This is a genomic window from Streptomyces sp. NPDC056479, assembly GCF_042795335.1.
Lineage (GTDB): Bacteria > Actinomycetota > Actinomycetes > Streptomycetales > Streptomycetaceae > Streptomyces.
This window is the reverse complement of record NZ_JBHTRZ010000001.1, coordinates 79,533-98,483: the sequence shown is the minus strand read 5'-3', so window position 1 is coordinate 98,483 and position 18,951 is coordinate 79,533. Positions and strand designations below refer to the sequence as shown.

Annotated in this window: 16 protein-coding genes; 8 read left to right on the top strand and 8 right to left on the bottom strand. The window is 72.3% G+C overall.

The window, feature by feature from the left end; translation table 11 throughout:
- Window position 1 precedes the first annotated feature (1 nt).
- The 3 genes from gnd to ACFQ6S_RS00400 are packed head-to-tail and all read left to right on the top strand — an operon-like array spanning window position 2 to window position 2,959.
- Complete coding sequence (gene gnd / locus ACFQ6S_RS00410; RefSeq protein ID WP_383401241.1) at window positions 2-880, top strand: phosphogluconate dehydrogenase (NAD(+)-dependent, decarboxylating); 879 nt, start codon at window positions 2-4, stop codon at window positions 878-880.
- Between the two features lie 6 nt (window positions 881-886).
- Window positions 887-1,474 carry a histidine phosphatase family protein gene (locus ACFQ6S_RS00405; RefSeq protein WP_383401240.1) on the top strand — a complete coding sequence of 196 codons (588 nt, stop codon included), beginning with the start codon at window positions 887-889 and terminating at the stop codon, window positions 1,472-1,474.
- 42 nt (window positions 1,475-1,516) lie between these two features.
- Entirely contained in the window at window positions 1,517-2,959 is a 1,443-nt protein-coding gene (locus tag ACFQ6S_RS00400) for a membrane-associated oxidoreductase (RefSeq protein ID WP_383401238.1), read from the top strand.
- On the opposite strand, the gene ACFQ6S_RS00395 is transcribed toward ACFQ6S_RS00400, so the two are convergent.
- Window positions 2,946-4,748, bottom strand: a complete 1,803-nt coding sequence (locus tag ACFQ6S_RS00395) for a bifunctional sugar phosphate isomerase/epimerase/4-hydroxyphenylpyruvate dioxygenase family protein (RefSeq protein WP_383401237.1) — start codon at window positions 4,746-4,748, stop codon at window positions 2,946-2,948. The two genes, ACFQ6S_RS00400 and ACFQ6S_RS00395, sit on opposite strands and share 14 nt — an antisense overlap.
- 14 nt (window positions 4,749-4,762) lie before the next feature.
- A complete protein-coding gene (locus ACFQ6S_RS00390; protein ID WP_383401235.1) occupies window positions 4,763-5,647 on the bottom strand; it encodes a shikimate dehydrogenase in 885 nt (294 codons plus the stop codon).
- Between the two features lie 170 nt (window positions 5,648-5,817).
- Between ACFQ6S_RS00390 and ACFQ6S_RS00385 the strand changes: the two genes are divergently transcribed.
- Together ACFQ6S_RS00385 and ACFQ6S_RS00380 are read left to right on the top strand one after the other, a co-directional pair.
- Window positions 5,818-6,483 (top strand): TetR/AcrR family transcriptional regulator, encoded by a 666-nt coding sequence (locus ACFQ6S_RS00385; protein WP_383401233.1) that lies wholly within the window; start codon window positions 5,818-5,820, stop codon window positions 6,481-6,483.
- 212 nt (window positions 6,484-6,695) lie between these two features.
- On the top strand, window positions 6,696-8,036 hold the full coding sequence (locus ACFQ6S_RS00380) for an MFS transporter (protein WP_383401231.1): 1,341 nt from the start codon (window positions 6,696-6,698) through the stop codon (window positions 8,034-8,036).
- Between the two features lie 56 nt (window positions 8,037-8,092).
- Here ACFQ6S_RS00380 and ACFQ6S_RS00375 read toward each other — a convergent pair whose 3' ends face one another.
- The 4 genes from ACFQ6S_RS00375 to wecB are packed head-to-tail and all read right to left on the bottom strand — an operon-like array spanning window position 8,093 to window position 13,833.
- Window positions 8,093-10,276, bottom strand: a complete 2,184-nt coding sequence (locus ACFQ6S_RS00375; protein WP_383401229.1) for a glycosyltransferase — start codon at window positions 10,274-10,276, stop codon at window positions 8,093-8,095.
- Complete coding sequence (locus ACFQ6S_RS00370; RefSeq protein WP_383401227.1) at window positions 10,273-12,081, bottom strand: hypothetical protein; 1,809 nt, start codon at window positions 12,079-12,081, stop codon at window positions 10,273-10,275. The genes ACFQ6S_RS00375 and ACFQ6S_RS00370 overlap by 4 nt, the downstream gene beginning before the upstream one ends.
- Complete coding sequence (locus ACFQ6S_RS00365; RefSeq protein WP_383401226.1) at window positions 12,081-12,752, bottom strand: class I SAM-dependent methyltransferase; 672 nt, start codon at window positions 12,750-12,752, stop codon at window positions 12,081-12,083. Before ACFQ6S_RS00365 ends, ACFQ6S_RS00370 begins: the two co-directional genes overlap by 1 nt.
- A complete protein-coding gene (wecB, locus tag ACFQ6S_RS00360) occupies window positions 12,745-13,833 on the bottom strand; it encodes a non-hydrolyzing UDP-N-acetylglucosamine 2-epimerase (RefSeq protein WP_383401224.1) in 1,089 nt (362 codons plus the stop codon). Before wecB ends, ACFQ6S_RS00365 begins: the two co-directional genes overlap by 8 nt.
- A gap of 109 nt (window positions 13,834-13,942) precedes the next feature.
- Here wecB and ACFQ6S_RS00355 point away from each other — a divergent pair, with 109 nt between their 5' ends.
- From ACFQ6S_RS00355 to ACFQ6S_RS00345, 3 genes are read left to right on the top strand one after another with little or no spacing between them, the layout of a single operon-like run.
- Complete coding sequence (locus tag ACFQ6S_RS00355; RefSeq protein ID WP_383401222.1) at window positions 13,943-15,403, top strand: glycosyltransferase family 4 protein; 1,461 nt, start codon at window positions 13,943-13,945, stop codon at window positions 15,401-15,403.
- Between the two features lie 5 nt (window positions 15,404-15,408).
- A complete protein-coding gene (locus ACFQ6S_RS00350; protein ID WP_383401221.1) occupies window positions 15,409-16,734 on the top strand; it encodes a nucleotide sugar dehydrogenase in 1,326 nt (441 codons plus the stop codon).
- A 55-nt stretch (window positions 16,735-16,789) separates the two neighbouring features.
- Entirely contained in the window at window positions 16,790-17,977 is a 1,188-nt protein-coding gene (locus ACFQ6S_RS00345) for a glycosyltransferase (RefSeq protein WP_383401219.1), read from the top strand.
- On the opposite strand, the gene ACFQ6S_RS00340 is transcribed toward ACFQ6S_RS00345, so the two are convergent.
- Together ACFQ6S_RS00340 and ACFQ6S_RS00335 are read right to left on the bottom strand one after the other, a co-directional pair.
- Complete coding sequence (locus ACFQ6S_RS00340; RefSeq protein WP_383401217.1) at window positions 17,913-18,323, bottom strand: VOC family protein; 411 nt, start codon at window positions 18,321-18,323, stop codon at window positions 17,913-17,915. The genes ACFQ6S_RS00345 and ACFQ6S_RS00340 overlap by 65 nt on opposite strands.
- A 135-nt stretch (window positions 18,324-18,458) precedes the next feature.
- Window positions 18,459-18,908 carry a PPOX class F420-dependent oxidoreductase gene (locus tag ACFQ6S_RS00335; RefSeq protein WP_383401215.1) on the bottom strand — a complete coding sequence of 150 codons (450 nt, stop codon included), beginning with the start codon at window positions 18,906-18,908 and terminating at the stop codon, window positions 18,459-18,461.
- Between the last annotated feature and the right edge of the window lie 43 nt (window positions 18,909-18,951).

The window sequence follows — 18,951 nt, the reverse complement described above, 5'->3', positions numbered from 1 at the left end:
CATGCAGCTCGGTCTCATCGGTCTCGGCAAGATGGGCGGCAACATGCGCGAGCGGATCCGCCGCGCCGGCCACACCGTCATCGGCTACGACCGCAACCCCGACGTCTCCGACGTCAAGAGCCTCGAAGAGCTGGTCCAGCAGCTCGACGCGCCGCGCACGGTGTGGGTGATGGTCCCGGCCGGCACCGCCACCCAGGGCGTCGTCGACGAGCTCAAGGACCTGCTGTCCGCGGGCGACACGGTGGTCGACGGCGGCAACTCCCGCTGGACGGACGACGAGAAGCACGCCGCCGAACTCGGTATCAAGGGCATCGGCTTCGTCGACGCGGGCGTCTCCGGCGGTGTGTGGGGCCTGGAGAACGGCTACGCGCTGATGGTCGGCGGCGACAAGCAGCACGTGGAGCCGCTGAAGCCGATCTTCGAGGCGCTCAAGCCGGAGGGGCCGTACGGCTATGTCCACGCGGGCCGGGTCGGCGCCGGGCACTTCTCGAAGATGGTCCACAACGGCATCGAGTACGCCATGATGCAGGCCTACGCCGAGGGCTGGGAGCTGCTGGAGAAGGTCAACTCGGTGGACAACGTCCGCGAGGTGTACCGCTCCTGGCAGCAGGGCACGGTCATCCGCTCCTGGCTGCTGGACCTCGCGGTGAACGCCCTCGACGAGGACGAGCACCTGAAGAAGCTGAAGGGCTTCGCGCAGGACTCCGGCGAGGGCCGGTGGACCGTCGAGGCGGCCATCGACCACGCGGTGCCGCTGCCCGCCATCACGGCGTCACTGTTCGCCCGGTTCGCCTCCCGCCAGGACGACTCCCCGCAGATGAAGATGATCGCGGCGCTGCGCAACCAGTTCGGCGGCCACGCCGTCGAGTCGAAGGAGTAGCGAGCCGTGGGGGATCTCCTTCTGGTCCGCCACGGTGAGACGCCGTGGAGCAGGTCGGGGCAGCACACCAGCTTCACCGACCTGCCCCTCACCCAGGACGGCGAGGAACAGGCCAAGTCCCTCGCCCCCCTGCTGTCCGGCCGGACCTTCTCGCTCGCCCTCACCAGCCCCCTGCGCCGCGCGGTCCGCACCGCCGAACTGGCCGGCGTGACCGGGGCCGTACCCGACCCCGACCTGCACGAATGGGACTACGGCCGCTACGAGGGCGTCACCACCGTCGAGATACACCGCACCCGCCCCGACTGGTACCTGTGGACCGACGGGGTGGCACCGGGCCCCGCCGAGCACCCCGGTGAGTCACCGGCCGAGGTCGGGGCCCGCGCCGACCGGGTCTTGTCCCGCGTCGAGGCGGCGCTCGCCGACGGCGACGTCATCCTCGTCGCCCACGGCCACTTCCTGCGCGTCGTGACGGCCCGCCGCCTGGGCCTGGCCCCGGCGGACGGGCGCCTTTTCCAACTGGCGACGGGCACGGTGAGCCGGCTGTCGATGGAGCATGGGCGGCCGGTGGTCGCGGAACTGAACGTACGGGCATAGCCGGTTGACACTGCGTGAGCGGGCCCGCCAGAGTCGTGGCCGATGGAGATCAACGATCTGACACCGGCCGAACAGCGAGTTTGGCGGGCCTTCGCCACGGGAACGACCGTGGACCTCCGCCCGGAGGGGGAGGAAGACGCGCCTGAACGGACGGTCCGGGCAGCCGTGTTGCGGGCGCTGCTCCTCAACGGCCCCCGGGAACCGGGCGAAGTGGCGGCCCTGAAGGTGCTGGGGGCCCGGATCACCGGCGAACTGGACCTGCGCTACGCGACCGTCGACAGCGTGGTGCGCCTCGGCTACTGCCGCTTCGACGCGGCCCCTCGCCTGGCAGGTGCCCAGCTCAACTATCTCAGCCTGCGCGACTCGGTGCTGCCCGGCCTGGCGGCCGCGCGGAGCAGGGTCGACGGCAGCGTGCGACTGACCCGCTGCCGGATCGGTGGACCGGTGCGCCTCGGCGGAGCGCAGATCTCCGGAGCTCTGTTCCTGGACGAGGCCGAAATCACCGCCACGGACGCGGCAGAGCCCGTGCTTCAGCTCAACCAGGTCACCATCGACGACGATCTTTGCGCCCGTCACCTGCGCGTGCAAGGCCGGATCCGGCTGGACGGCGCCACTGTCGCGGGGTCGCTCGACCTGGAGGACGCCGAGCTCAGCAACCCAGACGGCAACGTCATCGACGCGGATGCTCTCGAGGTGGGCGCCAATGTGCTCTGGCGACGGCTGCGTGCCCGCGGCCGTATCGACATGCGCGGGGCCCGCATACCCGGCCGGCTCGACCTGCTGTACAGCCGGCTGTCCAACCCCGGCGGCACCGCGATGCGGGCGAGCAGCTGTGTCATCGGCGAGGTGTGGCTGCGCAGAGGCCCGCGGATCGAGGGCATGCTCAATCTGCGCAGTTCGCAGATCGAACACCTCAACCTGGACCCGGAGATGCTCCCGGACCAGGTCCGCCTGCTCGACCTCACCTACACGTCCCTCACCCCGCATGTGCCGCCCGAGCTGCGGCTGCCCATGCTGGAGCGGGACGAGGACACGTTCGACCCGCACGGATACGAGCAGTTGACCGCCGCCTACCGCCGTACCGGCGACGACCACGCCGCCCGTCTCGTCCAGCTCGCCAAGCAGCGCCGCCACCGCACCACCCTGCCCTGGTACGGCCGGCTGTGGGGCCATGTCCAGGACGCGACGGTCGGCTACGGCTTCCGGCCGATGCGGGCGCTCGGCTGGCTGCTGTCGCTGCTCGCCGTCGGCTCGGTCGCGTTCGCGCTGGACGCCCCGCCCCCGCTGAAGGCGGACGAGGCACCGCAGTTCAACCCGGTCTTCTACACCCTCGACCTGCTGCTGCCGGTGATCTCCTTCGGGCAGGAGCCGGCCTTCGCCCCGGAGGGCGGGCAACAGGCCCTGGCGTACGCCCTCGTCCTGATCGGCTGGATCCTGGCCACCACGGTCGTCGCCGGTGTGACCCGCACCGTCAGCCGCCAATGACCGCTCGCGCGATGTGCTGCGCGGCCAGCCGTACAGGCGCGTTCTGGGCGCCGTAACCCCGGTAGCCGTCCCGCTGCACCAGCTCGAAGAAGACGCGGCCCACGGTCATGGTGTAGCAGTGCCGGAACTCGCCGTGCGCGTCACGGTCGTAGAGGATGCCGAGCTCGCGATACGTCTCCAGCTCGCCGTCCGCGAACCCGTGCCGTGCGGCCAGGTCGTCGTGGTAGTTGGCGGGGATGGGCAGCAGGCGCCCGCCCGCCTCCCGGAACCGGCGGGCGGCGGCGACCACGTCGTCCGTGGCCAGTGCGATGTGCTGGGCGTGCACGGTGTCGTCGGTGGGCGCCGCGCCGACGCTCAGGGCGATGCGGACGCTGCCGTCGGTATTGGTGACGGCGCGGCTGCGCAGCAGGCCGTACGGGTCGGCGACGTCGACGCTCTCCTGGGCGTGAAGGCCGAGGACGCTGCGGTGGAAGAGGGCGGCCTCGTCGTAGTGGTGCCAGGGCTGGGTGAGGGCGAGGTGGTCGATGCGGTGGACGCCCGCGGTCGCGGGCCCGTGCTCGACCTCCGCGAAGTCGGCGCGCCAGTTGGGCAGTTCGGGGCGGTCCGTGGCGCAGAAGAACAGTTCCGTGCCGTCGGGTGCGGCGACCGCGTCGAGCGGGGCGTCCTCGGCGGCGCGGCGACGGGGCAGGACGGGGGCCAGCAGGGCCTCGGCGCGGCGGGCGGCGGCCGTCGGGTCCGGTGACTCCAGGCCGATCGCGGCGAGGCCGGTGCCGTTTCGGCGGGCGGCGCCGGAGGTGTTGACCAGGAGGCGGGCCTCGCCCTGCTGCCAGAGGTCGACCGGCTTGCCGCGGTGGCGTGCGGTGCGGGTGAAGCCCAGGGCGCCGAGTACGGCGCAGAGCGGTTCGGCGTCGGGTGTCACCAGTTCGGCGAAGGCGACGCCGGTGGGGACGACGGGCTCCGGCGGGGTGGTGACGCCGACCGTCTCCTGCAGGACCAGCAGGGAACGGTGGGCGTCCACGGCCGTCGGGCCGGCGTCGGCCTGGCGGAAGACGTCGTTGAAGACCTCCAGGGAGAGCGGGCCGTCGTATCCGGTGTGCAGGACGTGGCGTACCAGCCCGGCGACGTCGAAGCCGCCCTGGCCGGGGAAGCAGCGGTAGTGGCGGCTCCACTGCAGGACGTCCATCGCGAGCAGCGGGGCGTCGGCGAGCTGCAGGAAGAAGATCTTCTCGCCGGGGATGTCGGCGATGCCTTCGAGGTCCTTGGGTTCGGAACTCCTGGAGAGGATGTGGAAGCTGTCCAGGCAGGTGCCGAGCGCCGGGTGGTCGGCGGCCTCGACGATGCGCCAGGCGTGGGCGTATGTGTTGACGTGCCGTCCCCAGGCGAGCGCCTCGTATGCCACCCGGATGCCGGACTCCTGTGCCAGATCGGCGAGTTGCCGCAGGTGGTACGCGGCGAGCGCGTCGTCGTCCGCGGCGAGCGGATGGACGCTGGAGCAGACGAGCACGGTGTCCGCGCCGAGCCTGCGCATCAGCTCGAACTTGTGCCGGGCGCGGCGCAGATTGCGGGCGAACTCGTCGGCGGGCACCGCCTCGATGTCTCTCATCGGCTGGTAGAGGTCGATGCTCAGCCCCAGGTCCGCGCAGCGCGCACGGATCTCCTCCGGGGTCAGCGGGCTGGCCAGCAGGTCGTTCTCGAAGATCTCCACACCGTCGAAGCCGGCCCGGGAGGCGGCCGCGAGCTTCTCTGTGAGGGATCCGCTGAGGGAGACGGTGGCGATGGATGTACGCATGCCGGTACCTCTTCCTACCTGGGGGTTCCTACGGCTCCGGCCAGTTCGGCGATGTCCGCGAGCATGCGCGCGCTGTCCGGCTCCCGGCCCGTGAACAGACGGAACGCGTCGGCGGCCTGGAAGACGGCCATCCCGCCCCCGTCCAGGGTGGCGCAGCCGATCGCGCGGGCGGTGCGCAGCAACTCGGTCTCCAGCGGGCGGTAGACGACCTCGGCGATCCACAGCCCGGGGTGGAGCAGCTCGGCCGCGAGGGGCAGTCCGGGGTGGGCGGCCATGCCGGTGGGGGTGGCGTGCACGAGGCCGTCGGCCCGGCCGAGCAGTGCGGGGAGCGCGTCGGGGGTGGCGGCGACCGCGCGGCCGGCGCCGAAGTGCCCGTTCAGCGCGGCGGCGAGATCGGCGGCGCGGTCGGTGAGCGCGTCGACGACCGTGACCCGCTCGGCGCCGAGGGTCAGCATGGCGTGCGCCACGGCCGCGCCCGCGCCCCCGGCGCCCAGCTGCACGACCCGCTCCAGCGGTACGTCGGGCAGTCCGCGCGCGAAGGACGCGGCGAAGCCGGTGACGTCGGTGTTGTGGCCGACGGCCCGGCCGTCCTCGAAGACGACGGTGTTGACCGCGCCCAGCGCCTCGGCCTGCGGGGCGAGCGCGTCCAGGTGCCCGATGACGAGCTGCTTGCAGGGGTGGGTGATGTTGAGCCCGTCGAAGCCCAGGTCACGGGCGGCCCGCACCAGGTCGCCCACCGCCTCGGGCGGCACGCCGAGGGTGTCGATGTCGATGAGCCGGTACAGATAGCGCAGGCCCTGCCGGCCGGCCTCCCGCTCGTGCAGCGCCGGGCTGAGCGAGGGGCCGATGCCGGACCCGATCAGCCCGACGAGATACGAGTCCTTGGTGTCCTTGGCCACCGGGGGACCTCCTGAGCGGCTCACTAATGTACGAACTGGTGAGTTAGTCATAGCAGGCGGCAAGGGAGATTGGGAAGACCTCACCCGGCACACCTGCCGGAAGGGCTTCTACAATCACCGGCACGCGGGCGGGCCATCCGGGCACGCTCGTCCCTCGCCGAAGGAAGCCGATGACCAGCGTCGAAGAGCCGGCACGCGCGAACGGGCGGATCCGTGACGCCGCCCGCACCAAGGCCGAGATCCTCGACGTGGCGACGCAGGAGTTCGCCCGCGCCGGCTACGACGGCGCCCGCGTGGACGAGATCGCCGCCCGCACCCGCACCACGAAGCGGATGATCTACTACTACTTCGGCGGCAAGGAGCAACTGTTCACGGCCGTCCTCGAGCGGGCGTACGGCGTCATCCGGGAGACCGAGCAGCAGCTCGACGTCGAGCACCTGGACCCGGTGGCGGCCATCCGCCGGCTGGCCGAGCTGACCTTCGACCACCATGAGCAGCACCCCGACTTCATCCGCCTGGTCAGCATCGAGAACATCCACGGCGCCGAGCACATCGCCGCCTCCGAGAAGCTCGGCAAGATCGGCTCACCGGCTCTGGACGTGATCCGCCGGATCCTGGCGTCGGGCCGGGAGTCCGGGCTGTTCACGGCCGACGTCGACGCCGTCGACCTGCACGCGATGATCAGCTCCTACTGCTTCTTCCGGGTGTCCAACCGGCACACGTTCGGCGCCCTGTTCGGCCGCGACCTGGTGGACCCGGCCCGGCGCGAGCACTACCGCGCGATGCTCGGCGACATGGTGATCGCATACCTGACGGCACCCCGGGCCGGGGACTGACCGTCACACCCGCCGCGACAAGATCCTTCGACGCGACCTCTTGACACCCGGGAAACGTCGGCGCAACATCACTGGCCATCCGCTACTAACTATCCAGTGGGTTAATTAGCCGGGTAGCTCCCGGCGCGGCCGACCCGTCACCCCAGGGATCCGGCGCCTCTTCCTCTCCACTCACTCCCCCTATGGTGGAGTTCCCTCGAAGGAGCACCCCTGTGTCCGTCCCCGACACCCCCGCCGGCCAGCCGAGGAAGGCGGCCACGGCTGCCTGGATCGGCAGCGCCCTGGAGTACTACGACTTCTTCATCTACGGCAGCGCGGCCGCGCTGATCTTCCCCGAGGTCTTCTTCGACGAGTCCGACCCGGCGACGGCGACCCTGCTGTCGCTGGCCACGTTCGGTGTGGCGTACGCCGCCCGTCCGGTGGGCGCGCTGTTCCTCGGACACTTCGGGGACCGGGTGGGCCGTAAGAAGATCATGGTCTTCACGCTGATCCTGATGGGCGTGTCGACGTTCCTCATCGGCTGTCTGCCCACCCGTGACCAGGTCGGCACCCTCGCGCCCGTCCTGCTGGTGCTGTGCCGCGTGCTCCAGGGCATCTCGGCGGCGGGCGAGCAGGCCAGCGCGAACTCGATGACGCTGGAACACGCGCCACCGCACCGGCGCGGCTTCTTCACCAGCTTCACGCTGAGCGGCACCCAGGGCGGGCAGCTGCTGGCCACCCTGGTCTTCATCCCCATTGCCGCGCTGCCCGACGAGCAGCTGATGTCGTGGGGCTGGCGGGTGCCGTTCTGGATGAGTGTCGCGGTCGCCGTCGTCGGCTATGTCATCCGCCGCACACTGGACGAGACGCCGGCGTTCGAGCAGCAGGCCGCCGCCGAGGGCGTCGTCAAGCTGCCGCTCGCGGTGCTGATGCGGGAGCACTGGGCGGACGTACTGCGGGTGATCGCGGGTGCGCTGGTCGCCTCGGTCAGCACGATCTTCACGGTGTGGGCGCTGTCGTACGCCACCAGCGACTCGGTCGGGATGGACAGGTCCGCCATGCTGTGGGTGGGCGCGCTGGCCAACCTGGTGGCGCTCGGCGCGATCCCGCTGTGGGCCACCCTGTCGGACCGCATCGGCCGCCGACCGGTGTATCTGATCGGCGCGGCCGGCAGCGCGGTGACGATGTTCCTCTACCTGTGGGCGATCTCCACCGGCTCCTACCCGCTGATCCTGCTGCTGGGCATCGTCGCCTTCGGTGTGGTCTACAGCGCCGCGAACGGTGTGTGGCCGTCCTTCTACGGCGAGATGTTCTCCACCCGGGTCCGGTTGTCCGGCATGGCGATCGGCACCCAGATCGGCTTCGCGGTCGCCGGTTTCGCGGTCACCTTCGCCGCGCAGATCGCGGGCCCGGACGGCGACGACTGGTTCTCGGTGGCCCTGTTCACGGCGGCGCTGTGCGTGCCGCCGGTCGTGGCCGCGGTGTCCGCCCGCGAGACCGCCAAGGTCCCGACGGAGCAGCTCGGCGAGCGGGCGGCCGGGCAGGTCGCGCAGCCGGCGAAGGTCGCGGCCTGACTCTCGCGACCCGCCCGAGTCCCCGGACGCCGTGACGGCTCCGGGGACTCGGGGCCTCAGCCCGATACCAGCAGCTCGGTCCAGGTCTCGGCGACCCGGTCCAGGGAGAACCCCTCCCGTACCTGGGTGCGGGCCAGTTCGGCGGCGGAGCGCCAGTCCTCCTCACCCAGCGCGGCAATGGCCTCGGCCATCGCCTCGGGGTGGTCGTGGATCCACCGCCGGTCGTAGATCTCGTCCGCGCCGGGCCACGGCAGCAGTGACGGTACGGCGCCGGAGGCCATGCCCTCGGCGGGCGCGAGGTGGAAGCTCTCGTCGTCGCTGGTGGACAGCACATGCCCGACCCGTCGCAGCCAGCCCGCCACGTCCGGTCCGAACGTGTCGAAGACGACGGCCCCTTCGAGCAGCGGCGAGGTCTGCATCCGGCGCAGCACGCCTTCGTAGTGCGCACGCTCCTCGGGCTTGTTCCAGATCCACCAGTACTCCCAGGGCGGCTTCGACTTGACCGACAGATGCCAGCGCCGGTCGTCGGCGCGCAGCGCCTCCAGTACGTCGAGGCCGAGATCGAGGCGTTTGCGGCTGGGGGCGATGCCGATCATGCCGAGGCGGTGATGGGCGCCCGGTGCCTTGGGGCGGTCGAGCTGGTCGGTGTCGACCCAGTTCGGCACGACCACGACCTTCGACTCGGGCCAGCCGGTGTGCTCGCGGGTGCGGCGGGCGTAGTACGGGCTGACGCACACCACCCGGTCGACGGCGTCGATGTCGACCTGGCGGGGCCAGGGGGCGTCCAGCTCGAAGCGGTGCAGCCGTACGATCAGCCGGCTGCCGCGCCGCTTGTGGCGGCTGTACCAGACGGCGGCCGGGCCGCACCACTCGACGACCACCACGTCCGCCCAGTCCGCGAGTTCACGGCCGGCGTCCGGGTCGTGCCGGGACAGTGCGGGCCAGGCGTCGACCCGTACCTCCAGGCCGGGCAGTGCGCGGAAGTGGTCGAGCAGCCGGGTGAGGAACTTCAGATCGTGTCCGGCGACACCCACGCGCAAGGGCCGCTGACGTGCCGTCACCCCGGAGGGCGCGGCGGGGAAGGCCCGGTCGAGATGGGCGCGCCAGCGGGCGGCCGCTCCGTCCAGCGTGTACTGCCGGGCGGCGTCGCGGCACCGGTCGGCCGCGAGACGCCTGGCCTCCGGCTCACGCACGGCCCGGGCGACGGTGTCGGCGGCATCGTCGAGTCCGGCGTGTCCGGGCACGAACAGCGGGTAGTCGGTGCCGAGCAGCGTCTCGTGCGCCGGAGTGCGGTTGAGGACCACGGGCAGGCCGAGGGCGCCGAACTCCAGAACCTTGGTGGACAGTTCGAGGCTGGCGTCGAGCACCGGGTCCCGCCAGCCCAGGCCCACGTCGCAGTCCGCGGCGATGCGCATGGCCTCCTCGCGGGGCTGTCCGCCGTGGTGCTGGACGCCGGGGGTGGCGGCCAGCGCCCGCGCCATGTCGGCCTGGAAGTCGGGGTGGCCCGGGTCGTCGTGGATCTTGTCGCCGACGGTGTGCAGTTCGGCGCGGACGCCCCGCTCGGCGAGCAGCTGCGGCAGCCGCGTCATGGGCAGGGTGTTCCAGCGGGGCGCGAACTTGCCGGTGTAGACGAGCCGCAGCGGATCGTGCGGGTCGTCGCGCTCCGGCACCTCGAAGCCCGGCTCGGGTACGGCGGGCGGGCTGAGCACGCACTTGCCGCAGGCCTCGGGCACCCAGGTCTCCAGGAAGCAGCGCAACTCCTCGGTCTGGCACAGCAGCCGGTCGGCGGCCTCGGCGATCCGCACCAGGTCCGCGCGGGCCGCCTCGGTCATCTCGGCGGCGGACTGCGGGATGTCGGTGAGGTAGGCCCAGATCCGTCCGTCGAACATGCCGTCGGCCACGATCCGGGTGACCAGCCGGCGGCCCCGCAGCACCAGCAGGTCGCAGGGGTCCTCCTCGTCGAGCCGGGCGAGCACCTCCGAGGCCTGCACCGGCGACATGGGCCGGTCGACGAGGCCCGGCAGCAGCCGCTCCTCGTGCGGACGCACCAGGGTGACGCCGGGCAGCTCGGCCAGCGGATCGGTCAACCGGCCCGTGCGGACCGGGGACTTGAGAACGAGCCGGGCCTGGCAGCCCGCCCGGGACAGCGCCTGCACCGTGGACTGCGCCCACACGGCGGAGCCGTCGATGAGATTGAGGTCGACGTCGCCGTAGACGAGCGCCCGCAGCGTACGGCTCATGACGGCTCCTTCCCGCGCACGGCGAACAGTCGATGCCCTTGCCCCGCCCAACTGCCGGGTTCCGTACCGGACATGTGCAGCGACCGGCGCATCAGCAGGGGCCGCAGCGACGGTACGAAGAGGTAGTCGTCGGCGGTCGGCGTGTGGCCCACCGCGTCGGCGCCGGAATACTCCTGCGCGCACAGCAGATCGAGCAGCAGGGTGTCCGGCCGGTCCTCGGTGAGGTCCGTCCAGTCGGCGACCCAGGGCGCCAGGGGCGGTCCCCGGCGTACGGTCACTCCGGCGGCGGTGAGTTCGTCGAGGCCCGCCGGATCGGGCACGACGACCTCGGCCGGGCGGTGCAGTTGGCCGAGTACCTGGCCGACGAGCCGGGCGATGTCGGTCCGGCCTCGGGGCGCGGCCAGCACGGCGACGCGCCGCTCGTCCAGCGGATCCGGGGCGCCGGTCAGCCGCGCGAGCCGCGACAGCCGTACCCGGGTGCTGTCGGCCCGGAACACCTCGCGCAGCCGCTCCCTGCCCTGAGCGGCCGCATCGAGGCGACCGAGCCGGACTCCGGTGTCGGCGTCGACGACGGCGTCCCAGGCGAGCCGGGCGAGCCCCGGTGCGGCGGAGGCGGGACCGTCCCGCCACAGCACCGCCGACCGCCCCAACGCCCGGGTTTCGGCGAGCAGTTCGGCGAGGGTGCGGTCGAGATCGGGGGCGAGTCCGGTGCCGGTGAGCCACCACGGTCCCTCACCGGTGCAGGCGCTGAGCTGCACGACCAGCACGTCCGGATCGGTGCGCTGCACGAGCAGTCGCCCGTCGTGCGGCAGCAGACGGTTGACCGCCACGTCCGCCGCGAAGTCCTCCGCCGTGGCGGGCGTGAGCACACCGGCCACGACCAGGCGGTCACGGGGGGCCGCGGTCAGGGCGCGATGGGCGAGGTGGAACCGGTCGTCGACGGGTGCTTCGGGCTCGGCCTGCGGCTTCGGCCCGCCGTCGGCCACCCGTACGGCGGCCCGACGCCGGCCCCGCCACAGTCCGTACAGCTCCCCGGGCAGCCGAGACGCGCCCCGCTTCGGCGACCGCGCCGCCGTCACCAGGGCCTTTCCGACCCGCAGCGAGGTCGAGCCCTCCAGCATGGCCACGCGCGCCTGCAGCACATCGACCCGGTCCCGGGCGCCCCGCAGCGCGGCGGCGAGCTGCTCCTTCTCCCGTACGGCGGCGGCCAGCCTGTCGGCGAGCCCGTCCTGCCCGGATGCCTCCCGGATGCGTTCCGCCTCCTCGGCTGCCGTTTCGAGGTCCAGCAGCCGGGCGCGCATCGACCGGGAGGCGAGGTCGGCGAAGACGTACTCGTCGGCGATCCGCAGCGCCGTGGCGTGACCGTCGGACGGGACGGGCCGGCCGAAGAAGTCGTGCGGCGGAAGGAGTTCGTCGGTGCGGGCGATGACCGCGCCCGCGTGCAGATGGACGTAGTCGAGCGGCGCCGCGCGCAGGACCTGGCAGCGGTGGGCCACCAGATGGTCCAGCAGCCGGTGGTAGGGCAGCTCTGAGCCGCCGTGCCCGAACACGATCAGTCCGCGCGCGCCGGGCCGCATCCGTGCCAGTACGGCGCGGCAGGCGTCCTCGCTGCCGTGCAGCTCGGCGTCGGGGCCGTAGGAGAGAAGGGCCAACTCCGTGTCGGCGATGGGCCGTTCGTCATCGTCTCGCAGGGCGACGCCCGGCGGCAGATGCAGGTAGGGCTCGAGGCTCAGGCCGCCGCCGGTCGCGTCCACCACCGTGGTGACGGCGTCCAGGTGCGGATGGAGCAGATCGGTCAGACGCATCAGCGGGTCCTCGTGAAGACGTGGAAGCCGACCCGGTTCTCCCGGAAGCCGTACGGCCTGAAGAGGGTGTGCCGCAGGCCGAGCGGCTCGAGTTCGGCGCGGTAGGCAGCGGTCGGGCGGTGCACGATGTAGGCGCCGCGGGGCGTGCGGTGGGCGGTGTCCTCGTCGGTGACGATCAGCCGGCCGCCGACGCGGACGAGGGAGGCGAGGTTGCGCAGGCCGGCCGCCCACTCCTCGTCGTCCAGCACATGGAACAGGACGTCCACGCAGACGACGATGTCGTACGGCCAGGGACTGCGCCACTCGTCGAGGGTGCCGACGGCGTAGCGCGGGCCGCCGCCCTCGGCGCGGGCGTGGTCGACGGCGGTCGGGCTGGCGTCGAAGGCGTCGACCCGGTGGCCGCAGCGGGCCATGGCACGGGCGAAGTACCCCTTGCCGCAGCCGGCGTCGAGCACGAACAAGGGGGCGGCGGCGCTGGACAGGTCGCCGACGAGTTCGAGCAGGGTGCCGAGCCGCTGGGCGTAGAAGATCTCGTTGCCGGGGCGGTCGAGGCCGATGTGCCCGCCCGAGGCGAGCTCGTCGTGGTCGGCGTGCCGGGCGTCCCAGTACCGTCGCGCGGCGGTACTCGGACGGGTGAGCGTGCCGTCGTGGGTGAGCGTGTCGTCAGCCATGGCGCTCCAGCCACCCGGTGATCACACGGGCGATCCGGGCGCCGGCCCGGCCGTCCCACAGCGGCGGTCCCTCCGCCGGCGCCGCTCCCCCGCCGTCCAGCAGCTTGCGCAGCGCGGGCACGAGCTCCCCGTGCCGCACCAGCCGGTTGGTGCCGTGGGTGACGGTGACCGGGCGTTCGGTCGTGGTCCGCAGGGTCAGGCACGGGACGCCGAGGACGGTCGTCTCCTCCTGGACGCCGCCGGAGTCGGTGATCACCGCGGCGGCGCCGCGCACCAGGCTCATGAACTCGACGTAGCCGAGCGGGTCGAAAAGATGGATGCCCGGGGCGTCCGCGAGGCCCGCGGCGCGCAGTGCCTCGCGGCCGCGCGGGTGCAGCGGTACGACGAGGTCGAGATGACGGGCGGCCTCGGCCAGGACACGGGCGGCCGCCTTGGCGGCCTCCGGGTCGTCCACGTTGGCGGGCCGGTGCAGGGTGATGACGCCGTAGCGTTCGGGCAGCCCGTGGGCCGCGCGGACGCTCTCCGCGTCGAACTGCTCCATATGGGTGAGCAGGGTGTCGATCATCGGGTTCCCGACGAGGTGCACCCGCTCGGCGGCGACGCCCTCGCGGGCGAGATGACCGACGGCCTCGGGGCTCGTGGCGAACAGCAGCTCCGCCAGTTGGTCGACCAGACGCCGGTTGACCTCCTCCGGCATCGTCATGTCGAAGCTGCGCAGGCCCGCCTCGACGTGTGCGACCGGCACTCCCAGCTTGGCGGCGACCAGCGCGGCGGCCAGCGTCGAGTTCACATCGCCGTACACCGTGACCAGGGCGGGTGCGCGGGCGGTCAGTTCGCCCTCCAGGGCCACCAGGAGGTCGGCGGTCTGCCGGGCGTGGCTGCCGGAGCCGACGCCCAGGTCGGTGTGGGGTTCGGGCAGGCCGAGCTGCCGGAAGAAGATGTCCGACATCCGCTCGTCGTAGTGCTGCCCGGTGTGGACGAGCACCTGGTCACAGCCCGCCGTGCCGAGAGCGGCGACGACCGGCGCGGCCTTGACGAAGTTCGGCCGGGTGCCGACGACATGGAGTACGCAGCCGTTCATCTGGCCTCCGTTGTGATGGCTCGGTCGCCTACGGGGCGCCGGATGCCGGTGTCGTGGGGACGGTGCCTGTTGGTGGGCCGTTGATCGGCGTTGGATCTACCTTGACGGTATGTCCAGGAATGTTCCACTTGCACTGAGTCTGGCCGCCTCGGTCGCCGTCGGTGAACTGCGCCAGGATCCGCTGCGGGCGGCCCTGCTCGCCGTGCGCCTGCTGCCGGACCCCGCCCGGCGCGGGTTGCATCCGGTGGAACGGCGGCTGGCCCGGCGTGCCCGTGCCGCCGGGCCGGTCGCCACACCGTCCGCCGAGCGGGTCCCGGCGCCCTCCGGCCGGCGGTTCCGCCCGGTGCCCGGCCGGGTGCTCCATCTGGTCGGCAGCGGGCTGCCGTTCCGGCACGCCGGCTACACGGTGCGCACACAGAAGCTCGCCGAGGCCCAGCTGGCGGCGGGGCTGGACCCGCACGTCGTGACGCGGATCGGGTTCCCGGTGACGGCCGGCGTACTGGACGCCCGCCCGACGCAGCACGTGGGCGGGGTGCCCCAGCACCGGCTGCTGCCGCCATGGCTGCCGTACGGACAGGCCGCGGCGCTGGCACGCAATGCCGAACTGGCGGCGCGACTGGTGCAGCGGCTGCGTCCCGCCGTGCTGCACGCCGCGAGCGACCACGGCAACGGGCGCGTGGCGCTCGCTCTGCGGGAGACCTTCGGGCTGCCGGTGGTCTACGAGGTGCGCGGCTTCCTGGAGGAGACCTGGCTGACGCAGGCACCGGGGCGCACCCGGGGCGACGAGACGTACCGGGCACGACGTGCGCTGGAGACGTACTGCATGCGGGAGGCCGATCTGGTGCTGACGCTGGGCGCGGCGATGAAGGCCGAGATCGTGGGCCGGGGCGTGCCGGAGGAGCGCGTGCTGATCGCGCCCAACGCGGTGGCCGACGACTTCCTGGCCCCGCTGCCGGACGGGGCGCCCGTGCGCGCCCGGCTCGGCATCGCGGCGGACGAGTTCGTCGTGGGCACGGTCGGCACGCTGACCCCGCACGAGGGGGTCGGCACATTGCTCCATGCGGGTGATGAGCTGCGGCGGCGTGGCGTGCCGCTTCGGCTGTTGATCGTCGGGGACGGTCCGGAGCGTCCCGCGCTGGAGCGATTGGCGGCGCGGCTGGGGCTGGACGACGGGACGGTCTTGTTCACCGGCCGGGTGCCGCATGCTCAAGTCCGGGACTTTCACGCCGTGTTGGATGTGTTCGCGGTGCCGCGCACCGACGAACGCGTCTGTCATCTGGTGACCCCGCTCAAGCCGGTCGAGGCGATGGCGAGCGGTGTTCCGGTGGCCGCGAGCGATGTCGCCGCACTGAGGGAATTGGTCGAACCGGAGGTTAACGGACGGCTAATCAAGCCTGAATCAGTACATTCCTGGGCTGATGAGCTGGAAATAGTCCTTTACAGTCGAAACCGGCGCACTGAGTGGGGAGCAGCCGCCCGCGCGATGGTCGCGCGTGACCGCACCTGGAAGCGTGTCGCCGCCACAACCCGTGAGGCGTACCGCACCCTCGGCAGCCTTGATGCGGGGTGAGCCCAATGCAGGTCGAACAGACCGGACCGCTCGGGGAAGAGAGCGAATCGCCCGGCGAAGCAGAACCGCCCGATCGCGTGGAACTCGCGGTGATCGGGCTCGGGTACGTAGGACTGCCGCTCGCCCGTGAGGCGGCGTCGATCGGCCTGAGAGTCGTCGGCCTCGACCGTGACCCCCGGGTCGTCGAGGCGCTGAACACCGGGAACTCCCATGTCGACGACGTCTCCGACGAAGACGTCCGCCGGATGCGCGCCGCCGGTTTCGCGGCGTACACGGACGACGCCTGTCTGGCCCGTGCGCAGACCGTGGTGATCTGCGTGCCGACCCCGCTCAGCGAGGACGGCGGGCCCGATCTCAGCGCGGTCAAGTCCGCCGTGCGCACGGTGGCGAGCCGACTGCGGCCCGGTCAGCTGGTCGTGCTGGAGTCGACCACCTATCCGGGCACCACGGAGGAGGTCGTACGGCCGCTGCTGGAGGAGTCCGGGCTCAAGGTCGGCTCGGACATCGCGCTCGCCTTCTCACCGGAGCGCATCGACCCGGGCAACACCACGCACGGGCTGCGCACCACGCCCAAGGTGGTCGGCGGCTGCACCCCGTTCTGCGCGGCGCGCGCCGTCGCCTTCTACGGCAAGCTCGTCGACACCGTCGTCCAGGCGAAGGGCACACGCGAGGCCGAGATGGCCAAGCTGCTGGAGAACACCTACCGGCATGTGAACATCGCCCTGGTCAACGAACTGGCCGTGATCAGCCACGAGTTGCATGTCGACCTGTGGGACGCCATCCGCTGCGCCGGCACCAAGCCCTTCGGCTTCCAGGCGTTCCGGCCCTCTCCCGGCGTCGGCGGGCACTGCATCCCGATCGACCCCAACTACCTCTCGTACAAGGTGCGTTCGTCGCTCGGCTACGAGTTCCGCTTCGTGGAGCTGGCCCAGGAGATCAACCGGCGGATGCCGGAGTACGTGGTGCGCCGCGCCCAGGACCTCCTCAACACCGCGGGCCGGCCGCTGCACGGCTCCCGGGTGCTGCTGCTCGGGGTCACCTACAAGCCGGACGTGGCGGACCAGCGGGAGTCGCCGGCGGTGCCGGTGGCACGGCTGCTGCGGGAGCGGGAGGCCGAGGTCTCCTTCCACGATCCGCATGTGCGGCTGTGGTCCGTGGACGGGGCGAGCATCCCGCGCGTCGACGACGTCCTGACGGCCGTGCGCGAGCACGACCTCACGATCCTGCTGCAGGACCACTCGGCCTATGACCTGCCGGCCCTCGGCGACGCGGCCCGGCTGCTGTTCGACACCCGGGGGCGGGTGTTCCGGCCCGGGGTCGAGGTGCTGTGACCGTCCGGCCCGCTGGGCCGGAGGTTCTCGGGGCAGTCGAAAGGTGCGTGCTCTGATGCGGATACTCGTCGTGACCATCGTCCACCACCCCGAGGACGCCCGGATCCTGCACCGGGAGATCGCCGCCCTGCGCGAGCACGGCCACCGGATCGTGTACGCCGCGCCCTTCGCGGCACGGGAGACGTCGCCGCGGCCGTACGTCGAGGGCGTGGACCTGCCGCGGGCCGCCGGCCGGGACCGCCGGGCGGCGCTGCGCGCGGCGCGCACCCTGCTCGCCGAGCGGGGCCCCCAGGCGGACGTCGTCCTGCTGCACGACCCGGAGTTGCTGCTCGCACTGCCCGGCACCCTGCGTCGCTGGCGACGGGCGGGACATGTGCCGGTCACCGTGTGGGACGTGCACGAGGACACGGCGGCGGCGCTGGTGATGAAGCGCTGGCTGCCCCGGCCGCTGCGGCCACCGCTGCGGATGGTCGTACGGGCGGCGGAACGAGTGGCGGAACGTCATCTGCGGCTGCTCCTCGCCGAGGACGCCTACCAGCGGCGCTTTCGCCGGACGCATCCCGTGGTCGGCAATCTCGCGACGGTGCCGCCCGAGCCGCCCGAGGCGCCGGGCGACGACCGGGCCGTCTACCTCGGGCATCTGTCGCAGGCGCGGGGCGCGTTGGAGCTCATCGAGACGGCGCGGCTGCTGGCGCCGGACATCCGGGTGGAGGTGATCGGCGCGGCCGACCCCGACATGCGGGGCCCGCTCACCGAGGCCGACCGGGAGGGCATACTGCGCTGGCACGGCTACCTGCCCAACGACCGTGCCCTCGCCCTGCTCTCCGGCAGCCTGGCCGGCCTCTCCCTCCTGCGGGACCAGCCCAACTACCGTCATTCGCGGCCCACCAAGGCCGTGGAGTACATGGCCCACGGCGTCCCGGTGGTCACCACGCCCACCCCGCTCGCGGCCGAACTGGTCGAGCGTTACGGCTGCGGTCTCGTCGTCCCCTACGAGGATCCGGTCACCGCGGCACGGGCCGTACGGCATCTGCGCGCCGACCGGCAGATGCGCCGCCGCGCGGCCGCCCGGGGCTGGGAGGCCGCGCTCGCCGACCTCAACTGGGCGGACCGGGCGACGGAGTTCGTGATGTACCTGGAGTCCTGGGTGAAGGAGGCGACCGCGGACGCGGCGCCCGCTAACCGTTCGACCAGCCCCGCCGGCACAGCACCAGCCGGTACCCGTCCGGGTCCTCGATCGTGACGCCCCACTCGTTCCAGTAGGGGTTGGGCGACACGACCCGCTTGCCGCCGTGCTCCTCCAGACGGGCGAGGAGGTCGTCGGGCACCGGACCGTCGAGGTAGATGACGAGCAGGTCCTCCTCGGTCGGCCGGGGCTCGACGGGGCGGGCGGGCTCGTGGACGAGTTCCAGGTGCCAGTCGGCGTCCGGCCAGCCGAGCATCAGCAGGTCGTGCTCGCCGGGCTCCGGACCGCCCACCGCCCGCCAGACGACGCCGAGTCCGAGCCCCTCGCGCCAGAATCGCTCCGCCGCGGCGAGGTCCCGGGACGGGCGGGCGATCCGGATGTGGCTGCGGCCGGTGACCGGCATGGTGACCCTCCCATGGGGCGTTCTGTTCTGCGTCGATCCACTCGTCAGCGTAGGCAGCCCACCCGCGCCGGGGCCATCGGTCATGAGCCCCCCGCCCTGCGTCCTAGGTCCGCCATGCGCCCAAGTGACCGGACGTCAGCCCCGGTTCGCGCCTTTCGGGATGCCGTACACCCGCTCCACCCGCAGCCGCAGCACCAGCCGCCGGTCCCGGACCATCGCCGTGCGGTAGTCCTCCCAGTCGGGGTGCTCGCCCAGGACGTCCCGGTAGAGGCGGACGAGTTCCTCGACCGTGGCGTCGTACGGGTCCCGCGCGACCGGTGCGAGGTCGGCCGTGCCCTCGGCGACGGCGTACGCCCACCGGTCGGGGGTCGTGACGTGGTACGACGCCCTGGGGTCGCGGCGCAGGTTACGGGTCTTGGCGCGGTCGTCGGTGATCGAGACGCGCAGGATGCGCTCGTCGGGGTAGTAGGCGTGGCTGACGTTGGACAGTTGCGGACGGCCGTCACGCTTCAGCGTGACCAGCACTCCGCCGTGGCTCTCGGCGAGCAGCGCGAGCAGTGCGTTGTGGGTGGCGTCCTGAGTCATGCCTGGATCAACCCTGGCAGGCCGCTGCCGCATTCCCCCGCGG

What these genes read in the sequence shown, in the direction of transcription:
- gnd (WP_383401241.1), top strand. Translation starts at nt 2, where the DNA reads ATGCAGCTCGGTCTCATCGGTCTCGGCAAGATGGGCGGCAACATGCGC.
- ACFQ6S_RS00400 (WP_383401238.1), top strand. Translation starts at nt 1,517, where the DNA reads ATGGAGATCAACGATCTGACACCGGCCGAACAGCGAGTTTGGCGGGCC.
- ACFQ6S_RS00395 (WP_383401237.1), bottom strand. Translation starts at nt 4,748, where the DNA reads ATGCGTACATCCATCGCCACCGTCTCCCTCAGCGGATCCCTCACAGAG.
- ACFQ6S_RS00385 (WP_383401233.1), top strand. Translation starts at nt 5,818, where the DNA reads ATGACCAGCGTCGAAGAGCCGGCACGCGCGAACGGGCGGATCCGTGAC.
- ACFQ6S_RS00375 (WP_383401229.1), bottom strand. Translation starts at nt 10,276, where the DNA reads ATGAGCCGTACGCTGCGGGCGCTCGTCTACGGCGACGTCGACCTCAAT.
- ACFQ6S_RS00370 (WP_383401227.1), bottom strand. Translation starts at nt 12,081, where the DNA reads ATGCGTCTGACCGATCTGCTCCATCCGCACCTGGACGCCGTCACCACG.
- ACFQ6S_RS00365 (WP_383401226.1), bottom strand. Translation starts at nt 12,752, where the DNA reads ATGGCTGACGACACGCTCACCCACGACGGCACGCTCACCCGTCCGAGT.
- wecB (WP_383401224.1), bottom strand. Translation starts at nt 13,833, where the DNA reads ATGAACGGCTGCGTACTCCATGTCGTCGGCACCCGGCCGAACTTCGTC.
- ACFQ6S_RS00355 (WP_383401222.1), top strand. Translation starts at nt 13,943, where the DNA reads ATGTCCAGGAATGTTCCACTTGCACTGAGTCTGGCCGCCTCGGTCGCC.
- ACFQ6S_RS00350 (WP_383401221.1), top strand. Translation starts at nt 15,409, where the DNA reads ATGCAGGTCGAACAGACCGGACCGCTCGGGGAAGAGAGCGAATCGCCC.
- ACFQ6S_RS00345 (WP_383401219.1), top strand. Translation starts at nt 16,790, where the DNA reads ATGCGGATACTCGTCGTGACCATCGTCCACCACCCCGAGGACGCCCGG.
- ACFQ6S_RS00340 (WP_383401217.1), bottom strand. Translation starts at nt 18,323, where the DNA reads ATGCCGGTCACCGGCCGCAGCCACATCCGGATCGCCCGCCCGTCCCGG.
- ACFQ6S_RS00335 (WP_383401215.1), bottom strand. Translation starts at nt 18,908, where the DNA reads ATGACTCAGGACGCCACCCACAACGCACTGCTCGCGCTGCTCGCCGAG.